This is a genomic window from Microbacterium paraoxydans (genome assembly GCF_019056515.1).
GTDB lineage: Bacteria > Actinomycetota > Actinomycetes > Actinomycetales > Microbacteriaceae > Microbacterium.
Map to the genome: position 1 here is coordinate 1,661,462 of NZ_CP064873.1, position 25,555 is coordinate 1,687,016.

Consider the following 25,555-nt stretch of genomic DNA (forward strand, 5'->3'; position numbering starts at 1 on the left):
CAGACGGACGGACGCGTCGGAAGGGGAAGCGATCCGTCACGGGAGAGATGACGAGGTGACCGTTTCATGACGCCGTTTTCCGCAGGATCACGGCATATTGCGTGTGCCGCGAGAAACCCGTTCGGCCGAACCGCGTAACAGAACGCGCCGTTCTGCATCCCTTCCTGGGGACATCACTCGCGCGGAAGAAGCCAAATGCGCGAGTTCATCGATCATCTGGGGAGTCGAAAGTGCCAGTCATTAAGCATGCAATCAGATCGGGCGCGCGGGGAACGCGCCTGACGACGTTCGTGGGTGCTCTGCTCGCGATCTGTCTGGCGGCCCTGGCGGCCGTCATCGCGACGCCGGCCACGGCCCGCGCTGCGGAGGTGGCGGGGATCACCTCGTTGACCATCACCGAACCCACCGACCAGATCAAGGTCTGGGACCGGATCGCGTTCGAAGCGACCTGGGCAGTGCCGGACACGGCGACCGCGGGGGACACGTTCCGCCTCGCCTTTCCGACGAGCCCGAGCCTGACCGGGGTGCGGGATTCCTTCGCCCTGACGGCTCCGGATGGCCAGACCATCGGAATGTGCGAGGTGTCGACCGGTGAGCTCGTGTGCACGCTCACGGACTACGTCGACAGCCACACCGACGTCAGCGGCACACTGCACTTCCGTGCCAGGGCCGACGAGGAGACCACACTGACGGAGATCCCGTTCACCACGGGCGGCGGAACCGTCGTCCCGGTCGACGTCCCGGGCGGGATCGGACCGGTCCCGGAGTTCCCGGCGCCGACGACCCCGACCAAGTGGGGCGACGTGACGCTCGACGGTCGGAACATCGCGTGGGGCGTGAACATCCCGTCCTCCGCGCTGGCCGGGGAGGCTCCGACGCTCACCGACACGTTCACGGCCGGCCTCGTGCTCGATCCCGCGTCCGTCACCGTGGCGTACGTGCTCGCGAAGGACTGGGCGGGAGGCAAGTACACCGTGTCGACGGGGCTACAGTCGGGCAGCGATTTCACCGTCACGGAGGTCAGCTCCGAGTCGTTCACGGTGACAGTGAACGCGCCGATCGTCGCCGACGCGATCTACGTGCTCCGCTACAAGACGGCTCTGCCCACCGACGTCCGTCCCGGTGATGCGTTCCACAACACCGTGACCGGTTCCCGCTGGGTCACCGAGAGCACACCGGTCATCTACTCCCAGGGCGGGGGCGATGGCGAAGGGGTGCTCCCGGTCGGCGGATTCACCGTGACCAAGGAGGTCAGCGGTGCCGGCGCGGCTCTGGTGCCCGACGACCGCGAGTTCCGGGTGGCCTACTCCTATCAGCGTGCCGGACAGACGGTGGAGGGCGAGCTCGCCCTGCGGTCCGGCCAGACCGATGGCCTGAAGGATCTGCCGGTGGGCACGGTCGTCACCCTATCTGAGGTCACGCCGGCGGACGTCGACGGCGTGACCTGGCAGGCGCCGGTCTTCTCCGGCACCGGTGTGGCGATCACCGATGGCGGCGCGACCGTCACCATCGCACGGGGGGCGACGGTCGCGGTGACGCTCACCAACCCGACGACGGTCACGCCGCCGCCGGTCGGGGGCTTCACGGTGACCAAGAACGTCACGGGCCCGGGGACGTCGCTGGTCCCTGCGGACCAGACGTTCACGGTGGAGTACTCGTACGAGCTCGCGGGACAGCCCGTCACCGGTGAACTCGCGCTCCGCGCTGGGAAGAGCGACGGACTCGCGGATCTGCCGGCGGGAACGGTCGTCACGCTCCGCGAGAAGGCGCCGAGCTCCGTGGAGGGCGTCACGTGGAAGAGCCCGCGCTTCACCGGCGCGGGAGTCGACGTCGGCGACGGCGGTGCCACGCTCACGATCTCCGAAGACGCGACGGTCGCGGTCGTGCTCACCAACGGGACCGCGGTCACTCCTCCGCCCACGCCGGGCGGTGAGCTCGCCCTGACCGGGGCCGAGGGGCCGACCGGCCCGATCCTCCTGGGAGCGCTGCTGCTGCTCGCCGGAGTCGTGGCGCTCGGCGTCCGTCACCGGGTCTCGGGTTCGCGCACCGGCGACTGAGGGCCGGGAGGGGCCACGCCGATCGATCACGCAACGACTTCACCGTCGTCGCGTGATCGATCGCGCCGTTCAGCGTCCTGTCGTCGTCGAGGGGCTCTCCCTCGACGACGACGTCGACGCCGCAGCGCGTCGGAGAAAGGCACCTCTCATGACCAAGACGCTCCTCGCCCGTACCTCGGCCACCCTCGGCGTGGCCGCCGCTCTCTCGCTCGGCAGGGCGGTGCTCGCTTCCGCCGCTCACGCCGAGTCGACGCCCGCGGATCCGACGGCGTCGAGTACGCATAGCACGGGCGTTCTCACGCAGCGCGTCGGGGCGGCGTGTCTCTTCTTCCAGTACACGTTCAACATGAGTCCGACCGATCCCCAGGTGGGGGACACCGTGACGTACACCATGCAGTTCCTCAACAACGGCGAGGTCGACTCGACGAAGAGCGCGCTCACGTTCCGCCTGGACGGCCTCCTCGACGACTCGACCTGGGCAGCGTCGGCCCTGGAGGCGACCTCCGGTCGCGCTTCCGTCGCGGGGAATGCCGTCACGTGGAACGGGCCGCTCGATGCCGGAGACAGCGTCGTGCTGCGCTTCACCGGCGTGTGGACCGGCGACGGCGATGGGCTCGCGTTCCCGCGGGTCGAGTCGTACGGCTACGTGAGGTGAAGGGCGGCCGCGCGCCGCGGCCTCGTTTTCCACGGTATCCGCGGCGGCGTGGCGCGCTCGTCGTCGAGAGGCTGAACGGACACCGACCGAAAGGCAGTCATGCAGCTCTCCACGGACTCCGAAGTCATCGTCCGCGCCACCGCCGGCGTCGTCGCCGCACACGCCGACGAGATCACCGCCCTGTTCTACCGGCGGATGTTCGAGGCCCATCCTGAGCTGTTGAACGTCTTCAACCGCGCGCATCAGGTCCAAGGCGATCAACCCAAGGCGCTGGCGGCGTCCGTCGTGGCGTTCGCGGTGCACCTCATCGATCCGGACGCGCCGGACTTCTCCCCGGTGATGCGACGCATCGCCCACCGCCACGTCTCCTTGGGTATCTCGGCGCGCCAGTACACGATCGTGGGCCGCTATCTCCTGGCCGCGGTCGATGACGTACTCGGCGACGCGATCACGCCGGCAGTGCATGCGGCGTGGGACGAGGTGTACTGGCTCTTCGGCTGCTCCCTCATCGCCGAGGAGGCGCGGCTCTACGCGGACGCCGGCACGGACCCGGACAACCCGTGGCGACCGCACCGGGTCGTCGACCGCGTGGAGGAGGCTCGCGACGTCATCTCCCTCAGCCTGGAGCCGGTGGACGGTCGCCGAGCGCCCCATCGCATCGGGCAGTACGTGGCCGTCGCCGTCGACCTCCCTGACGGCACGCGCCAGCCCCGGCAGTACACGATCTCCTCGTCGACGCCCGAGGCCTCACTGCGCGTCACCGTGAAGCGCGTGCGCGGCGCGGACGGCGCACCAGACGGGCAGGTGTCGACCTGGCTGCACGAGAACGCCCACGTCGGAACGGTGCTCGACGTCTCCCAGCCTGCCGGGGACCTGCTCCTCGATGACTCCGATGATGCGCTGGTCCTCATCTCGGCGGGAATCGGCATCACGCCCGTCGCAGCGATGGTGGGCGACCTCGCGCGACGGCGTCCCGACCGGCCGGTGCACCTGTTCCACGTGGACCGCGAGCCGGAGACCCACGCCCTCGTCTCGGACGTGCGCGCCCACGCGCAGCGGTTGAACGACGTCCGCACCCTGACCTGGTACACCGAGGGCGCAGCGGAGTGGCCGGCGGTGCGTTCCGGCCGGATGGATCTCGCCGGCATCGACCTCCCGCCGACGGCGCGCGTGTTCCTGTGCGGGCCGCTGCCGTTCATGCAGGCGATCCGAAGCGCTCTGACGGCACGCGGCATCGCGCCGGAGCGCATCGAGTACGAGGTCTTCGGTCCGGATCTCTGGGCTCGTCAGCCGAAGACCGCCGCGGCCTGACCCCACTGCGAAAGACCTGCGTGCAGCCGTGTCAAGCCCCTCCTCGAGGCCGCCGCGAACTGACATGCTCCCCGAGAGCGGCACCGCGCCGCGAGAACGGGAGAGACTATGAGCATCGGCAGCGGAATCGCGCTCTTCGTCATCGGAGCGATCCTCGTGTTCGCGATCAACGTCGACGTGCCGTGGGTCGACCTGGACATGGTCGGCTACATCCTCATGGGTGCCGGCGTGATCATCTTCCTCATCGGCATCGTGCTTCTCGCGCGTCGGCGTCGCACGGAGACGGTGTCGCGCACGTACGTCGACCCGGCGACGGGTGAGCCCACGACCCGGCGTTCCGTCAGCTCGAGCTCCGACGACGGGCTCTGAGCGCACGCAGACGGAAAGGAGAAGGGCCGCGGGAGAACCCGCGGCCCTTCTCGTCAGGTGACGTCCGCGCCTTCGAGGTGCTCCTCGACGAGGGTGATGCCTCCGCTCGAGTTCGCGGAGTGCGCGAGTTCCTCGATCCAGCGCCGGCTCAGCTCGGGTGTCTCGGCCTCCTCGAAGACGAAACGGAGGGGGATGGAGGGGTGCAGCCAGAGTGTGGAGCGGCCGGGGGCATCGCCCTCGGGGTGGCGCCAGGAGAGCGTGAAGCTCTCGTTCCGGCGCAGCTTCGTGGCGATGACCACCTTGAGGTGAGCGAGCGCACGGTCTTCGATCTGGATCGGCGTCTGGGTGTCGCCGTAATACAGGCTGCCCATGGTCAGCCGACCTTCGCGGCGGGGGCTGCGGGAATGTTCATGGCGCTCCTTGGGAACGTGGGGGGAAGACGGCAGACCGCTCCCGGGGATACTTGGACTCTAGCCAATTTGCGCACGACATCGTGCGCATCAGGGCGACGCGCCGTCTGCTGCGAACAGAGTATGCGCGCGGTGTCAGTCTCCCGTCACATAGCGGTGAGAGCGGGCGGATTCCCGTACGTTTCGCGATAGGCCACGGCGAACCGGGAGACGTTGCTGAACCCCCACCGGCGCGCGATCGCGGACACCGATGCGCCCTTGCCGTGTCGCAGATCGCGGTGCGCGCCGTCGAGCCGGGCGCGCCGCAGGGCCTCGTTCGGTGTCATGTCGAGCGCGCGGCGGAACGCGTACTGCAGGCCTCGGGTGGACATGAAAGCCGCCGCCGCGACGTCGTCCACCGTGATGGGCAGGTGTGCGTTGTCCTCGATGAACGCGAGGGCGCGACGCACCGAGGCCGGCGCCGCGGAGCGTTGGGCCGGACGGTGCAGCGACTCGCTGAAGGTGGTGGGGAACGCCGACATGGTCAGCAGCAGGGCGTGGCGCTCGAGCTCGGCGGCGATGAGGGGGTCGGCGCCATCCGGACCGAACGAGCCGTCGATGTAGGAGAACATCCGCTCCCACCGTGCCCCGTCCTCCCGCGTGTGCGGAGCGAGTCCGGTGGCGCGGAGCTCGAGGCGGTCGTCGCCGGTGATCTGCCTGATCGAGTCACGCGCCGCCGCGCGATCGAACACGAGAGCACGGACGCGGGCGACCTGGTTCCACTTCGCCTCGACCCGGACGCCGTCCGTGAGCCACGGCTGACCGGCGTCGAGTCCTTGCCGGCCCGACCAGATCCGGGCGTCGGCGGCATCGACGCGACACACCAGCAGCTGATCCTCCGGTTCGGCGCGGGAGTGCACCTGGGCCGCGAGCTGGTAGCGGACGAGCGACATGGACGCCGCCTCCACCGAGCGCCAGTCGAAGCGGAACCGGCGGGGGTCCACGTCCTGGAGGGTCGCCGAGGGCACGAACTGCTGCCAGGTGGACTCCACCTGCTCGATGTCCGTGGATGTGAACTGCACCGACACTCCTTGCTGCGCCTCGTCCGGGTGGCCGGGGCTTCTTGGACACTAACCCACGCCACTGACAAGACGGTGGGGACGCCCCGGGGGTATCCGTCGGGAAGGCGGGAGTGCAGAGGCCTCGTAGACTCGGACCATGAGTGTGCCTTCCCCGTATGCGGAGCGATTGAGCCGGATTCCGGTGCAGCGCCAGGAGGTGGAGGTGCGCGGGGGAACGACGGCGTACTGGGTCTACGGTCCGGACGACGCCGAGACGACCGTCATCGCGGTTCACGGCTTCCGAGGCGAGCACCACGGCCTCGAGTCGGTCCTCGCCTTTCTTCCGGAGCTCCGCGTGCTCGCGCCTGATCTGCCCGGGTTCGGGGAGTCCGCACCGCTGCCCGGTCGTCGCCACGACCTTCAGGAGTACGCGGGGTGGTTGACCGACTTCGCCGCGGCCACAGCGCCGGGGGCGGTCATCCTCGGCCATTCCTTCGGCTCCATCGTGGCCGCCGCCGCTGTGGCCGGAGGGCTCGAGACGCCGCGGCTGATCCTCGTGAACCCCATCGGCGCACCGGCGCTGGAGGGTCCGAAGGGCGTCATGACCCGACTCGCAGTGCTGTACTACGCGCTCGGCGCCAAGCTCCCGCCGCGGATCGGGACCGCGCTGCTGCGGAATCGGGTGATCGTCCGCGTGATGAGCATGACCATGGCGAAGACGCGGGACCCCGAGTTGCGGCGCTTCATCCACGACCAGCACGACACCTACTTCTCGCGGTTCTCCGATCGCGACGTGCTGCACGACGCCTTCGTCGCGAGCGTCTCGCACGACGTCAGGGAGTTCGCCCCCGCGATCGACGTGCCCACGCTCCTCATCGCCGCACAGCGCGACGACATCACCCCGATCGAGGCGGAACGGAAGCTGGTGACGCTCTTCCCCGACGCGTCTCTCGTCGAGATCGCCCAGGTGGGTCACCTGATCCACTATGAGACGCCGGCGGAAGCGGCCGGCGCAATCCGTCGGTTCCTCAGGATTCCCGTCGCGCGAGGCCGATGAGCCCGGCCACTCGGAACGGGATCACCTCACCCATGGCGAGCGAGGTCTCGGTCCGCTCCACACCCTCGATCGAGAGGATCCGGGCGTCCGTGTCGAACAGATGACGGGCGTCGCGGCACGCCACGCGCGCCAGCAGGTCGATGGAGCCGCTCAGACCGTGTGCCTGGACGACCTCCGGGATGCGCGCCAGCTCGTTGATGATGCGGGGGAGCTCGGTCTGGCGGACGCCGATGCTGACGAACGCCTGCAGCGGGAACCCGAGGACGTCGGGGGAGAAGGCGCGCTCGTAGGAGAGGAAGACGCCGCTCTGCTCCAGCCGGGCCATCCGCGCCTGGATGGTGTTGCGCGACAGGCTCATGCGCTCGGCGAGAGCGACGATCGTCACGCGCGGGTCGTCGGCGAGGGCGGCGAGAAGCTCCAGGTCGATCCGGTCCAGTCCAGGCATAGTGCCAAACCCTAGCAGCACGGCATCGGAGAAAAATGAGCAACATGCTCAATCGGCGTTGAGTTGCTTGAGCGAGGTGTTGACCAGACGTACCCTCAGACCATGCCGGTGATGACGCCGGCTCCATTGTGCGTCGCCCCACGAGGGCCGCCAGGGACGAGGAGGACGATGATGTCGCCGCAGACCACCCCCATCGCGGACACCGCCCAGGATCTCGAGCTGTCGGAGCGGATCCTCGCTCCGGACGGGACCCGCGTCGCGAACGCCCGCCTCGACCCATTCGTCGCCGATGTCGACGCCGCGCAGCTGCGCGCCCTGCATCGCGACATGGTCATCCTCCGCCGGATCGACGCCGAAGGTGTCGCCCTGCAGCGCCAGGGGCAGCTCGGTCTCTGGGCGCCGTGCCAGGGGCAGGAGGCCACGCAGATCGGCACCGCCCGGGCCCTCGATCCGCAGGACTACGTCTTCCCGAGCTACCGTGAGACCGGCGTGATCTACGCCCGCGGCGCCCAGCCGGGGGACTACGTGCGCATGTGGCGCGGCGAGGAGGGTGCCGCCTACGATCCCGCGGTCCTGCGGGTCGCTCCGCTGCAGATCATCATCGGCGCCCAGACCCTGCACGCGGTCGGGTACGCCCTCGGCATCCGGCACGAGAAGGCCCCGGAGGTCGCCGTGACCTACTTCGGAGACGGGGCCACCAGTCAGGGGGACGTGAACGAGGCGATGATCTTCGCCGCGTCCTACCAGGTGCCGGTCGTGTTCGTCTGCCAGAACAACCACTGGGCCATCTCCGAGCCGGTCGCGGTGCAGTCGCAGTACCCGATCGCGGGACGCGCCCCCGGATTCGGGATCCCGAGCCTCCGCGTGGACGGCAACGACGTCCTCGCGTGCCTGGCGGCGATGCGCTGGGCGCTGGAGCACGCACGCTCCGGGAAGGGGCCGGCCTACATCGAGGCGGTGACCTACCGGATGGGTCCGCACACCACCGCGGACGACCCCACCAGGTACCGGGACGAGGCCGAGCTGGAGTCGTGGCGGCGCCGCGACCCCATCGCGCGCATCGAGGCGTACCTCCGCGCGACCGGCGACCTCACCGCGGAGCACGTCGCCGAGACGCAGGCGGCTGCGGACGCCATCGCCAAGGAGATGCGCGCGACCTGCCTGGGCATGGTCACCCGTCCGCCGCTGGCGGTCTTCGACGGCGTCTACGCCGAGCCGCACACGGGTCTGGAGCGGCAGCGCGACGAGTACGCCGCCTATCTGGCGTCGTTCGAGGGTGAGGCGTGACCATGACCGAGCTCACTCTCGGCAAGGCGCTCGGCGCCGGCCTGCGTCAGGCGATGCGCGACGACGAGAAGGTGGTGCTCCTGGGGGAGGACATCGGCAAGCTCGGCGGCGTCTTCCGGATCACGGACGGCCTCCTCGACGAGTTCGGGGCGGCCCGGGTCATCGACACCCCCCTCGCGGAGTCCGGGATCGTCGGCACGGCCGTCGGCCTCGCCTTCCGCGGATACCGCCCGGTCGTCGAGATCCAGTTCGACGGGTTCGTCTACCCGGCCTTCGACCAGATCGTCTCCCAGGTCGCGAAGCTCCACTACCGCACCCAGGGGCGGGTGAAGATGCCGATCACCATCCGGATCCCCTGGGCCGGCGGCATCGGTGCCGCGGAGCATCATTCCGAGTCTCCGGAGGCGTACTTCGCGCACACGGCCGGCCTTCGGGTGGTCGCCGTGTCGAACCCGGAGGACGCCTACCGGAGTCTTCGCCAGGCGATCGCCTCGGACGACCCCGTCGTGTTCTTCGAGCCCAAGCGCCTCTATCACCACAAGGGGGAGGTCGACCTGGAGGCCCCGCTCGCGGATGCCCCGCCGATGGGTGTCGCGCGGGTGGTGCGCCCGGGCACCGACGTCACCGTCCTCACCTACGGGGCCATGGTGAGCACCGCGCTGCAGGCGGCCGAAGCCGCGGAGGACGAGGGCATCGCCCTGGAGGTGATCGACCTGCGGTCGCTCTCGCCGGTGGACTACGACTCCGTCGCCGCCTCGGTGCGCAAGACCGGGCGTGTGGTCGTGGCGCACGAGGCCTCCCGGGAAGCCGGACTCGCCGCAGAGGTCATCGCGAGCGTGACGGAGCGCTGCTTCGAGTACCTGGAGTCCGCTCCGCTGCGGGTCACCGGCCACGACGTGCCCTACCCGCCGGCCAAGCTCGAGAAGTACCACCTGCCGGACCTCGACCGGATCCTCGATGCGGTCGACCGCGTGATGGATCGCCCGCACAGCCTGACGGGAGCAGACGCATGATCGCCGAATTCCGTCTCCCCGACCTCGGCGAAGGACTCACCGAGGCCGAGGTGGTGCAGTGGCTCGTCGCGCCCGGCGACAGCGTCGCGCTGAACCAGACCCTCGCGGAGGTCGAGACGGCCAAGGCCGTCGTCGAGCTGCCGTCGCCATACGAGGGCACGGTGTCGACCCTGCACGCGGACGCGGGAGAGACCGTCGCCGTGGGAGCGCCGCTGATCGCCTTCGACATCGAGGGGGACGACCCTCCGGCGGCGCCGTCCGGTGGCGAGCAGGAGTCCTCCGCGGAGAAGGCGCAGCCGAACCTCGTGGGCTACGGGGCCGCCCCGACCTCGAGCGGACGCCCCGCGCGCCGGGCGCGGCGCCGGAGTGCCGCCCCGGTGGCCTCGGCGGCCGACACGGCCGTTCTCGAGGCGGCTCCGCACGACGCGACGCCATCGGTCGCGGTCGAGCCCGTTCTGGAGCGACCACGGTCCACCCCTCCGGTGCGCGCCTACGCCAAACGACGGGGCGTCGACCTCGTCCTCGTCGCCGCGGAAGTCGGTGACCGCGTGATCACGAGGGCAGACGTGGATGCGTACGCGGAGCGCATCGGAGCGGAGCCGGCACGGCCCGCCGGGACGCCCGAGCGCGAGACCACCCCGATCTCCGGAACTCTCCCGCGCGCGGAGGAGAGGCCGCGGGAGACGCGCATCCCGATCCGCGGGGTCCGCAAGCACACGGCGGCGGCGATGGTGCAGAGCGCCTTCACCGCCCCGCACGTCACGGTGTTCCACACGGTCGATGTGACCGCGACCATGGAGATGCTGGCACGTCTCCGCGACGACCGAGCGCTCTCGGAGCATCGGATCGGCCCGCTCGCCGTCGTCGCGAAGGCGGTCTGCCTCGCCCTGCGCCGTGCTCCGGGCCTGAACGCGCGATGGGACGAGGAGTCCGGGGAGATCGTCGAGTACGGCTTCGTCGACCTGGGCATCGCCGCCGCGACCGAGCGTGGTCTCATCGTGCCGATGATCCGGGACGCGGAGCGGATGAATCTGGTGGAGCTGTCCGCAGCGATCCGTGCCCTCGCGGAGACCGCGCGTGCGGGGAAGACCTCGCCGGCCGAACTCGCCGGAGGTACGTTCTCGCTGTCGAACATCGGGGTGTTCGGGGTGGACGCCGGAACACCGATCCTCCCGCCGGGGCAGTCCGGAATCCTCGCGGTCGGCGCCGTGCGTCGGCAGCCGTGGGAGTACCGCGGGGAGATCGCGCTGCGTCAGCTCATGACGCTGAGCCTGTCCTTCGACCACCGCCTCGTGGACGGGGCCGAGGGCGCGACGTTCCTCAAGGACGTGGCGGACATCCTCGAGGACCCGGGGCGGGCGATGCTGCTCAGCTAGCGGCGCGCAGCGCGGCCTCGGCCATCGCGACCAGCACGGTCGCGGTGGCCGCGTGCCGTCTCGTCGCGGCGCGGGTGCTGTGCGGGGTGGAGTTGATGAGACCGAAGCACGCCTGCACGCGCAGCCGCAGCTCGTCGCGGTCCAGGGACTCCGGACGATCCAGGGCGGCGAGCGCATCCATCCAGAGCTCGATGTAGGCGCGCTGCAGGCGACGGACCTCGGCGCGGTCGTCGTCGTCGAGGAAGGCGAGGTCCCGGTCCTGCACCTGGATCACCTCGGCGTTGCCGAGCGCGAACTCGACGTGGAAGCGGATGAGTCCGCGCATCCGCTCGTCGGCTGCCGTCGTCTCCGCGGACACGCGTCGTCCGCCCGCGACGAGATCCTGGCTGACCTTGACCAGGACCGCGCCGAGAAGGGCCTGCTTCCCGGCGAAGTGGCGGTACACGGCAGGCCCGGACACGCCGACGGCGGCGCCGATGTCCTCCAGGCTCACGCCGCTGTACCCGCGCGCGGCGAAGAGCCGTGCCGCGGCATGCAGAAGCGCGTCGGAGCGTTCCGCCTTGGCGCGGTCGCGGGCGGTGGCGGGGCTTGTCATCTCAGTTAATCCTCGCTAACCTGAATCAACGGGTTAGTGAACACTAACCGAGAATGCATGCAGCGCGCCAGGCTCCCACCCGGCGCGACGTGGGTCGAGGAGGACGTCACGATGCCGGCAACCCAGGAAGCGCTCGCCCAGCAGCTCCGCGACCGTCTCGCCGCGGCAGCGCAGGGCGGGCCGGCCGCCTCGCGTGAGCGACACGTGGCCCGCGGCAAACTGCTTCCTCGCGACAGGGTGGCGCGCCTCCTCGACGAGGACAGCCCGTTCCTCGAGGTCGCGCCGCTCGCGGCCGACGGCCTGTACGGCGGCGAGGCGCCCGGGGCCGGTGTCATCGCCGGCATCGGCCTGGTCCACGGCCGGCACGTCATGGTGGTCTGCAACGACGCCACCGTGAAGGGCGGGACCTACTATCCGCTCACCGTGAAGAAGCATCTGCGCGCGCAGGAGATCGCCCTCGAGAACCGCCTGCCCTGCCTCTACCTCGTCGACTCGGGCGGCGCCTTCCTTCCCCGCCAGGATGAGGTGTTCCCGGATCGGGAGCACTTCGGACGCATCTTCTTCAACCAGGCGCGGCTGTCCGCGCAGGGAATCCCGCAGCTCGCAGCGGTCCTCGGCTCGTGCACAGCCGGGGGCGCCTACGTTCCGGCGATGAGCGACGAGACCGTCATCGTCCGGGGACAGGGCACGATCTTCCTGGGCGGGCCGCCGCTGGTGAAGGCGGCGATCGGCGAGGTGGTCACGGCGGAGGAGCTCGGGGGAGGGGAGCTGCACGCCCGTCGCAGCGGCGTCGTGGATCACCTGGCCGACGACGACGAGCACGCCCTGGAGATCCTCCGCGACATCGTCGCCACGCTGCCGCCGCCGCTCGCCCCGGCCTGGGACGTCGGCGACAGTCGACCGCCCGCGGAGGTCGGCTCCCTGTATGACGTCGTTCCGGTGGACGTCAACGCCTCCTACGACGTGCGCGAGGTCATCGCACGCCTCGTCGACGGCGACACCTTCCATGAGTTCAAGGCCGAGTACGGCACCACACTGGTGACGGGTTTCGCGCGGCTGCACGGCCACCCCGTCGGCATCGTCGCGAACAACGGCGTGCTGTTCAGCGAGTCCGCGCTCAAGGGCGCGCACTTCATCGAGCTCTGCGATCAGCGGGGCATCCCCCTGCTCTTCCTGCAGAACATCACCGGGTTCATGGTCGGCTCCGATGCGGAGGCCGGTGGCATCGCGAAAGACGGGGCGAAGATGGTCACGGCCGTCGCGACCACCCGCGTCCCGAAGCTCACCGTCATCATCGGGGGCTCCTTCGGAGCGGGCAACTACTCGATGTGCGGACGTGCCTACTCTCCGCGGTTCCTCTGGACCTGGCCCGCGAGCCGGATCTCGGTCATGGGCGGACCCCAGGCCGCCTCGGTGCTGGCCACCGTGAAGGACGACCAGCTCTCGGCGCGAGGGGAGTCGTGGACCGCGGAGGAGCGTGCGGCGTTCGAGGAGCCGATCAGGGCGCAGTACGAAGAGCAGGGCGAGCCGTACTACGCCACCGCACGGCTCTGGGACGACGGCATCGTCGATCCGGAGCAGACCCGTGACCTCCTCGGACTCGCCCTGGACGTCGTCGCCCGCTGCCCTCTGCCCGAGCCGCGCTTCGGCGTCTTCCGGATGTGAGCCCCATGTCGCCTTCACCCGAACTCTCGTTCTCCTCGGTCCTCGTCGCGAACCGCGGCGAGATCGCGCGCCGGATCATCCGGACCCTCCGCGAGCTCGGCATCCGCAGCATCGCGGTCTACAGCGACGCGGACGCGGACTCGCCGCACGTCCGCGAGGCGGATGCCGCCGTGCGGATCGGTCCGGCACCGGCCGCGGAGTCGTACCTCGACATCGATGCCGTCATCGCGGCGGCTCGTGCCTCCGGAGCGGAGGCCATCCATCCCGGCTACGGATTCCTCTCCGAGAGCGTCGGGCTCGCGGAGGCGTGTGCGGAGAGCGGCATCGTCTTCATCGGTCCCACGGTCGAGGCGCTGCAGATCATGGGGGACAAGGCGCGAGCCCGTGAGCACGTGAGCCGCAGCGGCGTGCCCGTGGTGCCGGGGTTCGACGCGCGCGGGCTGTCCGACGCGGAGATCCGCGAGGAGGCGGAGGCTGTCGGATTCCCGCTCCTCGTGAAGCCGAGCGCGGGCGGCGGGGGGAAGGGCATGGAGGTCGTCGCCGACAGCACGGGTCTGGCGAGCGCGCTCAGCTCCGCCCGACGGGTCGCGGCATCCGCCTTCGGCGACGACGCGCTCATCTTGGAACGTCTCATCCGTCGACCGCGACACATCGAGGTGCAGGTGTTCGGCGACGTCCACGGCACCGTCGTGGCGCTCGGCGAGCGGGAGTGCACGCTCCAGCGTCGTCATCAGAAGGTGATCGAGGAGGCGCCGTCCGCCGGGATCCCGTCCGCGACCCGCGACCGGCTGCTCGCGGCGGCGGTGCGGGCAGCGGAGAGCGTCGCCTACGTCGGGGCCGGCACCGTGGAGTTCCTCGTCGACGCTGACGCCCCGGAAGACGTCTTCTTCATCGAGATGAACACCCGGCTGCAGGTGGAGCATCCGGTGACCGAGGAGGTCACCGGACTCGACCTCGTCGCGCTGCAGCTCCGCATGGCCGATGGACAGAAGCTCGACGTCGAGCCCCGCACGACCGGCCATGCCGTGGAGGCGCGGGTGTACGCCGAGTCGCCGGAACGGGGGTTCCTGCCCTCGACGGGGACCGTGCTGCTCTTCGAGGCGCCTCCGGGCGTCCGGGTGGATGCCGCCGTCGAGTCCGGGAGTGTGGTGAGCGGGTTCTACGACCCGATGATCGCGAAGGTCATCGCGTGGGCGGAGGACAGGGAGACGGCGCTGCAGCGCCTGGACGACGCCCTTGCCCGCACCGTGGTGTTGGGCGTGGAGACGAACATCGCGTTCCTGCGCCAGCTGCTTCAGGACCGCCGTGTGCGCGAGGGAGACCTCGACACCGGCCTCATCGAGACCCTGCTCCCGCTCGCACCGGTGCCCCCGTCGGCGGCGCAGCTCGCGGCGGCCGCCGGCGTCGTGCAGACCCGCTCCGCGACGGTCACCGCGCGAGAGGGCGCCGGCCCGCTGTGGCACAGCCTCCCGGGATGGCGTCTCGGAGCGGCGCCGTGCGCCCTCGAACCCGTCGCCCTGCTCACGGACGACGAAGAGATCGTGCGCGCGACGCCACCCCTGGTGCGCGCCGACCGGGTGCACGTGGCCCGCGACGCCGAGGGCGCGGTATGGGTCAGCGAGGAAGGGCGGACGCTCCGGCTGCGTCCCCTGGACCGCCGCGGCCGGATGCGCAGGCGCCTCGCCGCCGCGGAACGCGAAGCCAGGGCCACGGAGCCCGAGGCTCGCGCCCCGATGCCCGGCGGGGTCGTGGCTGTTCACGTCGAGGACGGGGCGGCGGTCCGCGCGGGAGCGCCCCTCGTATCGATCGAGGCGATGAAGATGGAGCACCCCGTGCTCGCGCCGCACGACGGCGTGGTGCGGCTGCTGGTCGCGGTCGGCGACCAGGTGCGGCGCGACCAACCGGTCGCCCGCGTGACGATGACGGAGGAGGACCGATGATGCACGATCTCACCGAGGAGGAGCGCGAGCTCGCCGCGATGGTACGCGAGTTCGCCGACACGGTCGTCGCGCCGCAGGCGTACGAGGCGGATCGCACGCACACGCTCTCCATGGACGTCGTGCGGCAGATGGGGGAGCTCGGTCTCTTCGGACTCCCCTTCCCCGAGGAGTACGGCGGGCAGGGCGGCGACTACATGGCGCTCGGCCTCGCCATCGAGGCTCTGGGACGGGTCGACCAGTCGATCGCGATCACCCTCGAGGCCGGGGTGAGCCTCGGGGCGATGCCCGTCTTCCGCTTCGGCACCGAGGAGCAGAAGCGCGAGCTGCTGCCGGATCTCCTCGCCGGTCGTGCCCTCGCCGGGTTCGGGCTCACCGAGCCCGAGGCCGGGAGCGACGCCGGGGCGACGCGCACGACGGCGCGGCTCGACGGCGACGAGTGGGTGATCGACGGCTCCAAGCAGTTCATCACCAACTCGGGCACTCCGATCACCCGTTTCGTCACGGTCACCGCGGTCACCGGCCAGAGCGAGGGACGCAAGGAGATCTCGACGATCATCGTCCCGAACGGTACGCCGGGATTCACGGTCGAGCCGCCCTACGACAAGGTGGGGTGGAACGCGTCGGACACCCATCCGCTGACGTTCGACGGAGCGCGGGTGCCGGCGGGCAATCTCCTCGGCGAGCGGGGGAGCGGGTTCCGCAACTTCCTCAGCATCCTGGACGAGGGCCGCATCGCGATCGCCGCCCTGTCGACCGGCGCGGCGGAGGGGTGCCTGGAGGCGGCGGTCGAGTACGCCAAGAGCCGCACCATCTTCGGCAGCCCCCTCAGCACGCGGCAGAACGCCCAGTTCACGCTGGCGCGGATGAGGGCGCGCGTGCATACCGCACGGCTCGCCTGGCACCACGCCGCACGCCTCCGTGACGCGGGAGAGGCGTTCGCCGAGCAGGCGGCCATCGCGAAGCTCGTCGCGGGCGAGGCCGCGATGGACAACGCCCGCGATGCGACGCAGATCTTCGGCGGCAACGGCTTCATGAACGAATTCGCGGTGGCGCGCCACTACCGTGACTCCAAGATCCTCGAGATCGGCGAGGGGACCACCGAGGTCCAGCTCCTCGTGATCGCCAGGGCGCTCGGACTCGCCCGGTAGCGTGGAGGCATGACCATGCGCGAGGTCGTGCAGCGCGGCCTGTACTACGAGGAGTTCGAGACCGACGTCCGGTACGTGCACCGCCCCGGTCGCACGGCTACGGAGGCGGACAACGTCCTCTTCACGACGCTGACGATGAACACCCAGGCGCTGCATCTGGACGCGGCGTTCGCGGATGCCCAGGAGCCTTTCCACGCGCGCCTCATGAACTCCATGTGGACGCTGTCGACGATGGTGGGCTCCTCGGTCGCCCAGCTCACGCAGGGGACGCTGGTGGCGCAGCTCGGCCTCGGCGACATCGCCTTCCCGCATCCGCTGTTCGCCGGGGACACGCTCACGACCGAGAGCGTCGTCGTCGACAAGCGGCTCTCGTCGTCCCGTCCCGGCCAGGGCGTCGTGCAGATCGCGCACACCGGACGCAATCAGGACGGCACGGTGGTCGCGACGGCCGTCCGGACGGTGCTGGTGCGCTGCCGGCCGGAGGAGGACGCCGCATGACCTTCGAACTCGGCCCTGCCCTGCTGTTCTGCCCGGCGGACCGCCCGGAACGCTTCGCGAAGGCCCAGGAGCGGGCGGATGCCGTGATCCTCGATCTGGAGGACGCCGTGTTGCCGGAGGCGAAGAGCGAGGCCCGCGAGAACATCGTCGCCGCGGACCTCGACCCCGCGCGCGTCATCGTACGGGTGAATGCGCCGGACTCCGCGGCGTTCGCGGACGACCTCAAGGCCCTGGCTCGCTCGCCGTTCCGGACCGTGATGGTGGCGAAGACGGAGAGCGCGGAGGGCCTGGACGCCTTCGACGCGGGCTTCACCCTCCTCGCGCTGTGCGAGACGGCGCGTGGAATCCATGCGGCGCCCGAGATCGCCGCGCACCCGGCGGTCGCCGGACTGATGTGGGGCGCGGAGGATCTGGTGGCCTCCCTCGGCGGCACCTCGTCCCGCAACACGGAGGGCGGCTACCGCGACATCGCGCGCTACGCCCGCTCCCGGGTGCTCCTGGAGGCCGGTGCGCACGGCAAGGCGGCGATCGACGCGGTGCACGTCGACATCGGCGATACCGCGGGGCTGGAGCGGGAGGCGAACGATGCGGCGGCGTCGGGGTTCCGCGCGACGGCATGCATCCATCCGAGTCAGGTCGCGGTCATCCGGGCGGCATATGCCCCGGACGCCGAGACCGTGGCATGGGCGCGCGAGGTGCTCGCCGCTGCGGCGCAGGAGCGCGGTGTGTTCCGCTTCCGGGGGCGCATGGTGGACGAGCCCGTCCTGCGCCACGCGCGCGCCGTGGTCTCCCGCGCCGGCTGACCGTCCCGTCAGAGGACGGGCGTCTCCTCGAGCAGCCGGAGGTAGCCGGGTGCCGCGACGAACCGGTGCGCGGAGCCGTTGCGCAGCACCTCGCCGTCCCGGGGGAGCGTACCGCCGGAGACATGGTCGATGACGGCGCGGATGACTCCGCCGTGGGTCACCACGAGCACCGACTCCGCCTGCGGCGCCGACCTCCGCCGGGCGTCGCGCGCGATGCGGTGGAGCGCCGCGATGGCGCGGACGCCGACCTCGTGCAGCGATTCCGCGCCGGGGACCTCCGCGTGCCAGTCGCCGTAGGTCGAGATGTAGTCGGGGACGAGCATGCCCTCGCCCTCGCCGAACTCCCGCTCCCGGATGTCGGGGACCACGCCGGCGATCTCCAAGCCCAGGCGCTCCGCGATGATGCCGGCGGTCTCGCTCGCCCGCACGAGCGGGCTCGTGTAGACGGCATGGTGCGTCGTGCCGGCGAGTTTCTCTGCCGCCCACCGCGCGTCCTCGCGGCCCGTCTCGTTCAACGGGATGTCGGTCGACCCCTGGATGCGGCGGGCGAGGTTCCAGTCGGTCTGACCGTGGCGGATGAGGGTGAGATAGGTCACGACAGCATCTCCTGCAGGGCGGGGAGCACGTCGCTGGTGCCGGCGGCGATGGTGACATCGGCCCAGGCGTCCGCGCGGGTCGGCTCGCGATTGACGATGATCAGAGGGATGCCGCGTCGACGTGCCCGGTTCACGAGGCGCACGCCGGAGTTCACGACGAGAGAGGAGCCGGCCACGATGAGCGCGTCGCTGGAGCGCAGCAACGATTCGGCGGCACGGAAGCGGTCCTGCGGCACATACTCTCCGAAGAACACCACGTCGGGTTTGAGCATGCCCGCGCACACGGTGCAGGTCGGGACCACGAAGCCCTCGGTGCTCTCCGGGAGCACGTCGCCGTCCGGAGCCAGCGCCACGCTCTCCGGGACGGTGATCCAGGGGTTGCGCTCCTCGATCTGCACGGCGATGTCGCGACGGTCGAACACCTGACCACAGTGCAGGCAGAGCACGCGGCGCATGGTCCCGTGCACCTCGATGACGTGCGAGCTGCCAGCGCGGAGGTGCAGTCCGTCGACGTTCTGGGTGATGACACCCGAGACCACGCCCCTGGACTCCATCTCCGCGAGTGCACGGTGGCCGGGATTCGGGGCGGCCCGGGCGAAGGCACGCCAGCCGAGGTGACCGCCGACCCAGTAGCGGCGCCGGGCGGCCTCGTCGCCGAGGTAGGTCTGGATCGTCATGGGGTCGCTGCGGGTGCGCGCCCCCTCGCCGCGGTAGGCGGGGATGCCCGAGTCGGTCGAGATGCCGGCGCCGGTGAGAAGGGCGATCCGCTTGCCGCGCAGCAGGTCGGCGGCGTGGGAGAGCTCGGCCGACGGCTCGGCGGTGTTCGTCGCGCTCACAGGACCTCCTCGATCGAGTCTACGGGGCGCGGGGTGGACGAGAACCGGGATGGCAGAGTGGAGCGGTGTACCTCCAGCATGTGACCGACATCGACGACGCGCGGCTGGACGACTACCGCGGCCTCACCGACACCGCCCTCCGCGCCGTCCGCGAGCCCGCGGAGGGACTCTACATCGCCGAGACCACCAAGGTGATCGAGCGCGCGCTGGCCGCCGGGCACGAACCCCGATCGGTGCTGGCCTCGGCCCGGCGCGTCGACGAGGTGCGGCGCATCCTGGGGGAGCGCGCCGTTCCGGTGCTCGTGGTCCCGGACGAGGTCGCGGAACAGGTCACCGGCTATCAGGTCCACCGCGGAGCCCTCGCCGCCATGCGCCGTCCGTCTCTGGCGCCGGTCGCCGACGTGGTGCGCGACGCGCGGCTGGTGCTGGTGCTGGAGAACCTGGGCGATCACACCAACGTCGGCGCCGCCTTCCGCGCCGCCGCCGGCCTGGGGGCGGATGCGGTGCTCGTGTCGGCGCGCTGTGCCGACCCGCTCTACCGTCGCAGCGTCCGGGTGAGCATGGGCACGGTGTTCCAGGTGCCCTGGACCCGGATCGACGAGTGGTCGTCGGCGGTCTCGGATCTCCGTGAGGAGGGCTTCGACATCGCTGCCCTCGCGCTCAGCGACACAGCCGTGGATCTCCGGATGTATGCGGCACGGCGGCCCGAGAAGGTGGCGCTGCTCTTCGGAGCCGAAGGCGACGGTCTCACGCGGACCGCGCTCGACAGCGCGGACACCGTGGTCACCATTCCGATGGCCGGCGGCGTGGATTCGCTCAACGTCGCCTCGGCCGCCGCCGTGGCGCTGTGGGCACTCGCTCCCGCGGAGTGAGAGCGCGCGTCACTCCTTGCCGGGGAGGATGACCGGGGAGGGCTCGGGGCGCTTGGCAGCGATGTGGTCGCCGGAGGACTGGTGGCGCAGCCGGCGGAGCACCCAGGGCACGAGGTGCTCCCGGGCCCAGCCGAGGTCTTCGCTGCGGGCGGCACGCCAGGTCCGCAGCGGCAGCGGCTCGGGCTGCATGGCCTCGAGGTCGTTCGGAACGTTGAGGGCGCGGAGCACCATCCGCGCGACCTCGTGATGGCCGAGGGCGTTGTAGTGCAGCCGATCGTCGTCGAAGAATCGCGCATCCTGCACGACCTTCAGTGCCCACTGGTCCGCGACGATGCAGTCGTGGCGCTCGGCGATCGCGCGGACGTTCTCGTTGTAGATCGCGACCTTGCCGCGGAAGGGACGGAACACCGGCGTGAAACCCGTGTCGATGCCGGTGAACACGACCACGGCCGCGCCGGTGGACGACAGGCGCGCCACCGCGTCCTCCAGCTGTGCGGCGATGGCATCCGGATCGGTGCCGGGGCGGATGACGTCGTTGCCGCCGGCGCAGATCGAGATGAGGTCGGGGCGCAGCGCGACGGCGGGCTCCACCTGATCGGCGACGATCTGCGCGATGAGCTTTCCTCGGACGGCGAGGTTGGCATAGGCGAAGTCGTCGACCTGCTGGGCGAGCACCTCGGCGACGCGATCGGCCCAGCCGCGGTGACCCCCGGGGGCCGCCGGGTCCGGGTCGCCGATGCCCTCGGTGAACGAGTCGCCGATCGCGACGAACCGGCGCCACGGGTGCGGAGTCTCGTTCGCGACGTACGGGGTCCTGGTCGATTCCTGATCGCTCATCCGGCTCTCCTTCGCGAAGGCGTGCGCGCACGATGGTGACCGCCGCGCAGTGACCGAGCCTACCCGTGCCGGTGCCTTCGAGGGGGGACGCGCGCGGCACCCCCGCGGATGCCGCGGTGTCCGTGGCAGCGATTATCGTGGAGTCGATGCTCTCTCCGTCCTTCCCTCAGCGCGCCCCGTGGGGAACGGCGAACAAGCTGCGGGCATGGCAGCAGGAGGCTCTGGACGCGTACTTCCAGGCCGACCAGCGTGACTTCCTCGTGGCCGCCACACCGGGCGCCGGCAAGACCACGTTCGCGCTCACCCTCGCGGTCGAGCTCATGCGCATGGGCGAGGTGAACCGGGTCATCGTCGTGGCACCCACGGAGCACCTGAAGACCCAGTGGGCCGACGCCGCCGCCCGCGTCCACATCCGGCTCGACCCGCGCTTCCGCAACAGCGACTGGGCACCGGCGCGGCACTATCACGGCGTCGTGGTCACGTATGCGCAGGTCGCCGCGAAGTCGTCGGTGCACCGTCACCTGACGGAGGACGCGAAGACCCTGGTCATCCTCGATGAGGTGCACCACGGCGGCGACGCCTTGAGCTGGGGCGACGCGATCCGCGATGCTTACGGACCTGCGAAACGCCGACTGCTGCTCTCGGGGACCCCGTTCCGGAGCGACACCGCACCGATCCCGTTCGTGGAGTACCTCCCGGACGAGACCGGAGCCCGGGTCTCCAGCACCGACTACGCCTACGGGTACGGCCGCGCTCTCGCGGACGGCGTCGTCCGTCCCGTGCTCTTCCACATGTATGCCGGGAAGATGCGGTGGCGGACGAGTGCCGGCGACGAACTCGAGACCCATCTGGGACAGGACAACACGAAGGACGTCACCTCGCAGGCCTGGCGAACGGCCCTCGACCCCGAGGGCGACTGGATGCCTGCTGTGCTCTCCGCGGCGGATCGCCGTCTGACCGAGATCCGGCACCACATCCCCGATGCTGGCGGACTCGTGCTGGCGACGGATCAGACCGTCGCCCGGGCCTACGCCAAGATCCTGCACAGCATCACCCGCGAGCAGCCGACGATCGTGCTGTCCGACGACGCCACCGCCTCCGAGCGTATCGAGAAGTTCTCGGAGGGCACCGCCCGGTGGATGGTCGCGGTGCGCATGGTCTCGGAGGGCGTCGACGTGCCGCGGCTCGCGGTGGGCGTGTACGCGACGTCGTCGTCCACCCCGCTGTTCTTCGCTCAGGCCATCGGCCGCTTCGTGCGGGCGCGTCGTCGAGGCGAGGCGGCGAGCGTCTTCCTCCCGCACGTCCCCGTGCTGATGAAGCTCGCGAACGAGATGGAGAAGCAGCGCGATCACGCGCTCGACCGTCAGTCGAAGGACGACGACGGCCTCGAGGACTCGCTGCTGGAGAGCGCGAACCGCGAGGACGAGGCCTCCGACGCGCTGACCCAGGAGTTCAGCTACCAGGCCATCTCCTCCGTCGCCCACTTCGACCGCATGGTGTTCGACGGGAAGGAGTTCGGCCAGCTCGCCGAGCCGAACACGCCCGAGGAGGAGGAGTTCATCGGCTTCCCCGGTCTGCTCGAGCCCGAGCACGTGCACGAGCTCCTGATGCAGCGGCAGGCCCGCCAGTCCCGGCACCGCGAGGTCCGGGAAGCCCAGGCCGACCCGACGCAGACGACGACACTGCCGGCGCCGCTGCATCGCACCCTGCGCGAGCAGCGCCAGCTGCTGAACAGCCTGGTGGGCCTCTACGCCCGGCAGTCGGGCCAGCCGCACGGCGCCGTGCATGCCGAGCTCCGTCGTATCTGCGGCGGTCCGGCGGTGGCGCAGGCGACCGTGACGCAGTTGCAGTCCCGCATCGAGGTGCTGCGCAAGCGCGTCCGCTCCTGAGCACTTTCCGGTCGCTGCTTCGGATCCCCGAAATGCTGGCAATCCGTGCCAGGACGCGGCCGGGGCGGCACCGCGCGGATAGCGTGGAACGGTTGCCCGGATGCCGGGCACCGTGACACCTGGAGGTTCCATGACAGCCCCTGCCGCAGCCGATTCCACGGCCGCCGATCGACGGCGCTGGGCTCGCTATCTCGTTGAGGAACGGGCGGAGGGCGCCGTCTATCAGCGCCTCGCGGCCCGCCGGTCGGGGGAGGAGCGGGCGATCCTGCTCGGGCTCGCCGAGGCCGAGCGCCGCCACGAGAAGCACTGGCTCGACCTGCTGGGCGGCGAACCGACGCGCCTGCCGCGGGCCGGGGTCCGTTCCCGCCTCCTGGGGTGGATGGCCGGCCGTTTCGGCTCGATCTTCGTCCTCGCCCTCGCCCAGAGCGCCGAGGCCCGCTCCCCGTACGACGCCGAGCGCTGGGCCACCCCGGCCATGCGCGCCGACGAGAAGGTCCACCACGAGGTCGTCCGCGGTCTCGCCGCGCGCGGCCGCCGGCGCCTCTCCGGCTCCTTCCGCGCGGCCGTCTTCGGCGCGAACGACGGCCTCGTCAGCAACCTCGCCCTCGTGCTCGGCATCGGCGCCACCGGCGTGAGCTCGGGTTTCGTCCTGTTCAGCGGCATCGCGGGTCTCCTCGCGGGCGCACTGTCGATGGGCGCGGGGGAGTTCGTGTCCGTGCGGTCGCAGCGGGAGCTCCTCACGGCCACCGAGGCGAACGAGGATGCCGCGGCGGCCGCGGCCGACCTCGACATCGACGAGAACGAGCTCGCGCTCGTGTACCGCGCCCGCGGCATGGATCAGGGCGAGTCGCTGGCCCGGGCCCGTCGCATCGTCCAGGCGGCCCAGGAAGGCGTCCGGCGTGCGGCCACGGGGCCGGTGGCCGTCCAAGGCGGCGACGCCCACGAGGTCGTCGGAAACGACTGGACGGCGGCCATCTCCAGTTTCCTCCTCTTCGCCTCCGGCGCGATCGTGCCCGTCCTGCCCTGGATCTTCGGCATGGAGGGCACCGCGGCGATCGTGCTCGCGCTCGTGCTGGTCGGCATCGCGCTGCTCAGCACCGGTGCGATGGTCGGCGTCCTCTCCGGAGGACCGCCGCTCCGGCGGGCCCTGCGGCAGCTCGCCATCGGGTTCGGCGCGGCTGCGGTGACCTACGCGCTGGGTCTGCTCTTCGGCGTCGGCGCGGTGTGACGGTCCTGCGGTCCCGCTCGCGCGGGACCGCAGCGCACCGCCATGACCGCACCGGAAACCACGAAGGCCCCGGATCCGTGGATCCGGGGCCTTCGCTCTCTGTGCGCGGAGGGGGACTTGAACCCCCACGCCCTATCGGGCACTAGCACCTCAAGCTAGCGCGTCTACCATTCCGCCACCCGCGCAGGTGTTGGATTTGATCGTTGCCGACCGAAGAATGAGATTAGCACGTTCTCGGAGGCGTCTCGAACCGAGCGTGACGCCCGGGCGTGGCACGCGGTTTCGATAGCCTGAGTCCATGACCGATTCTTCCCTGCCGGAGGTCGCCCGCGTCGCGAGCGACCTCATCCGCATCGACACCTCCAACTACGGCGGCGGCAACGCGAAAGGGGAGCGGGAGGCGGCCGAGTACGTCGGGGCGTACCTGGAGGAGCTGGGACTCGAGGTCGAGTACTACGAGCCCATCCCGCGGCGCACGAACGTCATGGCGCGGGTCCCGGGCCGCAACCGCACCAAGCCGGCTCTCGTCGTGCACGGCCACCTGGACGTCGTGCCCGCGGTCGCCGAGGACTGGACGGTGGATCCGTTCGCCGGCACCGTGCAGGACGGCATGCTGTGGGGTCGCGGCGCGGTCGACATGAAGAACATGGACGCGATGATCCTCACCGCCGTGGCCGACATCCTGCGCGCGGGGGAGCAGCCGGAGCGCGACCTCGTCCTGGCGTTCTTCGCCGATGAGGAGAACGGCGGGGTCGAGGGCTCCGCGCTCGTCGTGAAGGATCGGCCGGAGTGGTTCGCCGGGGCGACGGCCGCGATCAGCGAGGTCGGCGGCTACTCCATCTCGGTGGACGACCGTCGGGCGTACCTGCTGCAGGTGGGGGAGAAGGCGCTGATCTGGATCCGCCTCGTCGCCACCGGCCGGGCGGGGCACGGCAGCCGCCTGCACGAGGACAACGCCGTCACGAAGCTCGCCGAGGCCGTCGCCGCCATCGGCCGCACGCGGTGGCCGGTCCGGCTCACGCCGACGACGGAGGCGCTGCTCGAGGGCCTGAGCGCGCTGAGCGGCCGGAGCGCCGACGACCCCGACGCCCTCGCCGCCGCGGCCGGCCCGGCTGAGGCCTTCCTGCGGTCGACGTTCCGCACGACGACCAACCCGACGGCCCTCACCGCCGGCTACAAGCACAACGTCATCCCGGAGCGCGCCGAGGCGCTGATCGACGTCCGCGTGATCCCGGGGACCGAGGACGACGTGCTCGCGGAGCTCCAGCGCATCGTGGGCGACGACATCCGGATCGAGACCGTGGTCCGTGACATCGGCATGGAGACGCCGTTCACAGGTGAGCTCGTCGAGGCGATGGTGGCGGCGCTGGGGCGGCACGACCCCGGTGTCCCTGTCATCCCGTACCTCCTGGGCGCGGGAACCGACAACAAGGCGCTGGCCACGCTCGGCATCACCGGCTACGGCTTCGCCCCGCTGCGCCTGCCGGCCGATCTCGACTTCACCGGGATGTTCCACGGAGTCGACGAGCGGGTGCCCGTAGACTCACTTGTCTTCGGTCAGCGGGTGCTGGCCGATCTGCTGCGCACGTACTGAGCGGCGTCCACGCGCTCCGTGCCGCCCCGAAAGA

At 70.8% G+C, this 25,555-nt stretch carries 24 protein-coding genes, 1 tRNA gene and 1 pseudogene; 18 read left to right on the plus strand and 8 right to left on the minus strand.

What is annotated here, in order from left to right:
- Positions 1-290 precede the first annotated feature (290 nt).
- The 5 genes and pseudogenes from IZR02_RS07895 (at position 291) to IZR02_RS07910 (ending at position 4,392) form a co-directional block, all read left to right on the plus strand.
- A complete protein-coding gene (locus IZR02_RS07895) occupies positions 291-2,057 on the plus strand; it encodes a DUF5979 domain-containing protein (RefSeq protein ID WP_025103407.1) in 1,767 nt (588 codons plus the stop codon).
- 148 nt (positions 2,058-2,205) lie between these two features.
- On the plus strand, positions 2,206-2,712 hold the full coding sequence (locus IZR02_RS07900; RefSeq protein ID WP_217316591.1) for a DUF11 domain-containing protein: 507 nt from the start codon (positions 2,206-2,208) through the stop codon (positions 2,710-2,712).
- A gap of 96 nt (positions 2,713-2,808) precedes the next feature.
- Positions 2,809-3,186 (plus strand): annotated as a pseudogene (locus IZR02_RS18090) (globin domain-containing protein); the annotation flags it as partial.
- A 114-nt stretch (positions 3,187-3,300) separates the two neighbouring features.
- Entirely contained in the window at positions 3,301-4,023 is a 723-nt protein-coding gene (locus IZR02_RS18095; RefSeq protein ID WP_345817878.1) for an FAD-binding oxidoreductase, read from the plus strand.
- A gap of 108 nt (positions 4,024-4,131) precedes the next feature.
- Positions 4,132-4,392 carry a DUF6458 family protein gene (locus IZR02_RS07910; RefSeq protein ID WP_025103410.1) on the plus strand — a complete coding sequence of 87 codons (261 nt, stop codon included), beginning with the start codon at positions 4,132-4,134 and terminating at the stop codon, positions 4,390-4,392.
- Positions 4,393-4,445: 53 nt separating this feature from the next.
- Here the strand turns inward: IZR02_RS07910 and IZR02_RS07915 are convergent, their stop codons facing one another.
- Entirely contained in the window at positions 4,446-4,763 is a 318-nt protein-coding gene (locus tag IZR02_RS07915; RefSeq protein WP_025103411.1) for a DUF7882 family protein, read from the minus strand.
- Between the two features lie 185 nt (positions 4,764-4,948).
- Positions 4,949-5,863 carry a helix-turn-helix transcriptional regulator gene (locus IZR02_RS07920; RefSeq protein ID WP_025103412.1) on the minus strand — a complete coding sequence of 305 codons (915 nt, stop codon included), beginning with the start codon at positions 5,861-5,863 and terminating at the stop codon, positions 4,949-4,951.
- A 136-nt stretch (positions 5,864-5,999) separates the two neighbouring features.
- Here IZR02_RS07920 and IZR02_RS07925 point away from each other — a divergent pair, with 136 nt between their 5' ends.
- Positions 6,000-6,899, plus strand: a complete 900-nt coding sequence (locus IZR02_RS07925) for an alpha/beta fold hydrolase (RefSeq protein WP_025103413.1) — start codon at positions 6,000-6,002, stop codon at positions 6,897-6,899.
- On the opposite strand, the gene IZR02_RS07930 is transcribed toward IZR02_RS07925, so the two are convergent.
- Positions 6,871-7,344, minus strand: coding sequence for an Lrp/AsnC family transcriptional regulator (locus IZR02_RS07930; protein ID WP_025103414.1), 474 nt, complete (start codon positions 7,342-7,344; stop codon positions 6,871-6,873). The genes IZR02_RS07925 and IZR02_RS07930 overlap by 29 nt on opposite strands.
- A 171-nt stretch (positions 7,345-7,515) precedes the next feature.
- On the opposite strand from IZR02_RS07930, the gene pdhA reads away from it, so the two are divergent.
- From pdhA to IZR02_RS07945, 3 genes are read left to right on the plus strand one after another with little or no spacing between them, the layout of a single operon-like run.
- Positions 7,516-8,631 (plus strand): pyruvate dehydrogenase (acetyl-transferring) E1 component subunit alpha, encoded by a 1,116-nt coding sequence (pdhA, locus tag IZR02_RS07935; RefSeq protein ID WP_025103415.1) that lies wholly within the window; start codon positions 7,516-7,518, stop codon positions 8,629-8,631.
- 2 nt (positions 8,632-8,633) lie between these two features.
- Positions 8,634-9,644 carry an alpha-ketoacid dehydrogenase subunit beta gene (locus tag IZR02_RS07940; RefSeq protein ID WP_025103416.1) on the plus strand — a complete coding sequence of 337 codons (1,011 nt, stop codon included), beginning with the start codon at positions 8,634-8,636 and terminating at the stop codon, positions 9,642-9,644.
- Positions 9,641-11,020, plus strand: a complete 1,380-nt coding sequence (locus tag IZR02_RS07945; protein ID WP_025103417.1) for a dihydrolipoamide acetyltransferase family protein — start codon at positions 9,641-9,643, stop codon at positions 11,018-11,020. Before IZR02_RS07940 ends, IZR02_RS07945 begins: the two co-directional genes overlap by 4 nt.
- Here the strand turns inward: IZR02_RS07945 and IZR02_RS07950 are convergent.
- The gene (locus IZR02_RS07950) at positions 11,013-11,615 is read right to left on the minus strand and encodes a TetR/AcrR family transcriptional regulator (protein WP_025103418.1); all 603 of its coding nucleotides are present in this window, start codon (positions 11,613-11,615) and stop codon (positions 11,013-11,015) included. The genes IZR02_RS07945 and IZR02_RS07950 overlap by 8 nt on opposite strands.
- Positions 11,616-11,726: 111 nt before the next feature.
- Here IZR02_RS07950 and IZR02_RS07955 point away from each other — a divergent pair, with 111 nt between their 5' ends.
- Genes IZR02_RS07955 through IZR02_RS07975 form a run of 5 tightly spaced genes read left to right on the plus strand, consistent with a single transcriptional unit; the run spans position 11,727 to position 17,669 of the window.
- On the plus strand, positions 11,727-13,280 hold the full coding sequence (locus IZR02_RS07955; protein ID WP_051582212.1) for a carboxyl transferase domain-containing protein: 1,554 nt from the start codon (positions 11,727-11,729) through the stop codon (positions 13,278-13,280).
- Between the two features lie 5 nt (positions 13,281-13,285).
- Positions 13,286-15,220: an acetyl/propionyl/methylcrotonyl-CoA carboxylase subunit alpha gene (locus tag IZR02_RS07960; RefSeq protein ID WP_025103420.1), complete on the plus strand. Its 1,935-nt coding sequence runs from the start codon at positions 13,286-13,288 to the stop codon at positions 15,218-15,220.
- Positions 15,220-16,368 carry an acyl-CoA dehydrogenase family protein gene (locus IZR02_RS07965; RefSeq protein ID WP_025103421.1) on the plus strand — a complete coding sequence of 383 codons (1,149 nt, stop codon included), beginning with the start codon at positions 15,220-15,222 and terminating at the stop codon, positions 16,366-16,368. The genes IZR02_RS07960 and IZR02_RS07965 overlap by 1 nt, the downstream gene beginning before the upstream one ends.
- A 15-nt stretch (positions 16,369-16,383) precedes the next feature.
- A complete protein-coding gene (locus IZR02_RS07970) occupies positions 16,384-16,866 on the plus strand; it encodes a MaoC family dehydratase (RefSeq protein ID WP_371512203.1) in 483 nt (160 codons plus the stop codon).
- Entirely contained in the window at positions 16,863-17,669 is an 807-nt protein-coding gene (locus tag IZR02_RS07975) for an HpcH/HpaI aldolase/citrate lyase family protein (RefSeq protein ID WP_025103423.1), read from the plus strand. Before IZR02_RS07970 ends, IZR02_RS07975 begins: the two co-directional genes overlap by 4 nt.
- A gap of 8 nt (positions 17,670-17,677) precedes the next feature.
- On the opposite strand, the gene IZR02_RS07980 is transcribed toward IZR02_RS07975, so the two are convergent.
- On the minus strand, positions 17,678-18,265 hold the full coding sequence (locus IZR02_RS07980) for a histidine phosphatase family protein (protein WP_025103424.1): 588 nt from the start codon (positions 18,263-18,265) through the stop codon (positions 17,678-17,680).
- Positions 18,262-19,101, minus strand: coding sequence for a Sir2 family NAD-dependent protein deacetylase (locus tag IZR02_RS07985; protein WP_025103425.1), 840 nt, complete (start codon positions 19,099-19,101; stop codon positions 18,262-18,264). The genes IZR02_RS07980 and IZR02_RS07985 overlap by 4 nt, the downstream gene beginning before the upstream one ends.
- 65 nt (positions 19,102-19,166) lie before the next feature.
- Here IZR02_RS07985 and IZR02_RS07990 point away from each other — a divergent pair, with 65 nt between their 5' ends.
- A complete protein-coding gene (locus IZR02_RS07990) occupies positions 19,167-19,973 on the plus strand; it encodes a TrmH family RNA methyltransferase (protein ID WP_025103426.1) in 807 nt (268 codons plus the stop codon).
- A gap of 9 nt (positions 19,974-19,982) precedes the next feature.
- Here the strand turns inward: IZR02_RS07990 and IZR02_RS07995 are convergent, their stop codons facing one another.
- The gene (locus IZR02_RS07995; RefSeq protein ID WP_025103427.1) at positions 19,983-20,810 is read right to left on the minus strand and encodes an SGNH/GDSL hydrolase family protein; all 828 of its coding nucleotides are present in this window, start codon (positions 20,808-20,810) and stop codon (positions 19,983-19,985) included.
- A 146-nt stretch (positions 20,811-20,956) separates the two neighbouring features.
- Between IZR02_RS07995 and IZR02_RS08000 the strand changes: the two genes are divergently transcribed.
- Together IZR02_RS08000 and IZR02_RS08005 are read left to right on the plus strand one after the other, a co-directional pair.
- Positions 20,957-22,699: a DEAD/DEAH box helicase gene (locus IZR02_RS08000; protein ID WP_029989244.1), complete on the plus strand. Its 1,743-nt coding sequence runs from the start codon at positions 20,957-20,959 to the stop codon at positions 22,697-22,699.
- Positions 22,700-22,829: 130 nt separating this feature from the next.
- On the plus strand, positions 22,830-23,927 hold the full coding sequence (locus IZR02_RS08005) for a VIT1/CCC1 transporter family protein (RefSeq protein ID WP_025103429.1): 1,098 nt from the start codon (positions 22,830-22,832) through the stop codon (positions 23,925-23,927).
- A gap of 102 nt (positions 23,928-24,029) precedes the next feature.
- On the opposite strand, the gene IZR02_RS08010 is transcribed toward IZR02_RS08005, so the two are convergent.
- Positions 24,030-24,112, minus strand: a tRNA-Leu gene (locus tag IZR02_RS08010).
- A 113-nt stretch (positions 24,113-24,225) separates the two neighbouring features.
- On the opposite strand from IZR02_RS08010, the gene IZR02_RS08015 reads away from it, so the two are divergent.
- Positions 24,226-25,521: a M20/M25/M40 family metallo-hydrolase gene (locus IZR02_RS08015; protein WP_025103430.1), complete on the plus strand. Its 1,296-nt coding sequence runs from the start codon at positions 24,226-24,228 to the stop codon at positions 25,519-25,521.
- Positions 25,522-25,555 lie beyond the last annotated feature (34 nt).

Bases quoted from the DNA above. Each gene is read 5' to 3' on its own strand.
- IZR02_RS07900 (WP_217316591.1), top strand. From the start codon at position 2,206: ATGACCAAGACGCTCCTCGCCCGTACCTCGGCCACCCTCGGCGTGGCC.
- IZR02_RS07910 (WP_025103410.1), top strand. From the start codon at position 4,132: ATGAGCATCGGCAGCGGAATCGCGCTCTTCGTCATCGGAGCGATCCTC.
- IZR02_RS07915 (WP_025103411.1), bottom strand. From the start codon at position 4,763: ATGGGCAGCCTGTATTACGGCGACACCCAGACGCCGATCCAGATCGAA.
- IZR02_RS07925 (WP_025103413.1), top strand. From the start codon at position 6,000: ATGAGTGTGCCTTCCCCGTATGCGGAGCGATTGAGCCGGATTCCGGTG.
- IZR02_RS07930 (WP_025103414.1), bottom strand. From the start codon at position 7,344: ATGCCTGGACTGGACCGGATCGACCTGGAGCTTCTCGCCGCCCTCGCC.
- pdhA (WP_025103415.1), top strand. From the start codon at position 7,516: ATGTCGCCGCAGACCACCCCCATCGCGGACACCGCCCAGGATCTCGAG.
- IZR02_RS07940 (WP_025103416.1), top strand. From the start codon at position 8,634: ATGACCGAGCTCACTCTCGGCAAGGCGCTCGGCGCCGGCCTGCGTCAG.
- IZR02_RS07945 (WP_025103417.1), top strand. From the start codon at position 9,641: ATGATCGCCGAATTCCGTCTCCCCGACCTCGGCGAAGGACTCACCGAG.
- IZR02_RS07950 (WP_025103418.1), bottom strand. From the start codon at position 11,615: ATGACAAGCCCCGCCACCGCCCGCGACCGCGCCAAGGCGGAACGCTCC.
- IZR02_RS07955 (WP_051582212.1), top strand. From the start codon at position 11,727: ATGCCGGCAACCCAGGAAGCGCTCGCCCAGCAGCTCCGCGACCGTCTC.
- IZR02_RS07960 (WP_025103420.1), top strand. From the start codon at position 13,286: ATGTCGCCTTCACCCGAACTCTCGTTCTCCTCGGTCCTCGTCGCGAAC.
- IZR02_RS07965 (WP_025103421.1), top strand. From the start codon at position 15,220: ATGCACGATCTCACCGAGGAGGAGCGCGAGCTCGCCGCGATGGTACGC.
- IZR02_RS07970 (WP_371512203.1), top strand. From the start codon at position 16,384: ATGCGCGAGGTCGTGCAGCGCGGCCTGTACTACGAGGAGTTCGAGACC.
- IZR02_RS07975 (WP_025103423.1), top strand. From the start codon at position 16,863: ATGACCTTCGAACTCGGCCCTGCCCTGCTGTTCTGCCCGGCGGACCGC.
- IZR02_RS07995 (WP_025103427.1), bottom strand. From the start codon at position 20,810: ATGAGCGATCAGGAATCGACCAGGACCCCGTACGTCGCGAACGAGACT.
- IZR02_RS08000 (WP_029989244.1), top strand. From the start codon at position 20,957: ATGCTCTCTCCGTCCTTCCCTCAGCGCGCCCCGTGGGGAACGGCGAAC.
- IZR02_RS08005 (WP_025103429.1), top strand. From the start codon at position 22,830: ATGACAGCCCCTGCCGCAGCCGATTCCACGGCCGCCGATCGACGGCGC.
- IZR02_RS08015 (WP_025103430.1), top strand. From the start codon at position 24,226: ATGACCGATTCTTCCCTGCCGGAGGTCGCCCGCGTCGCGAGCGACCTC.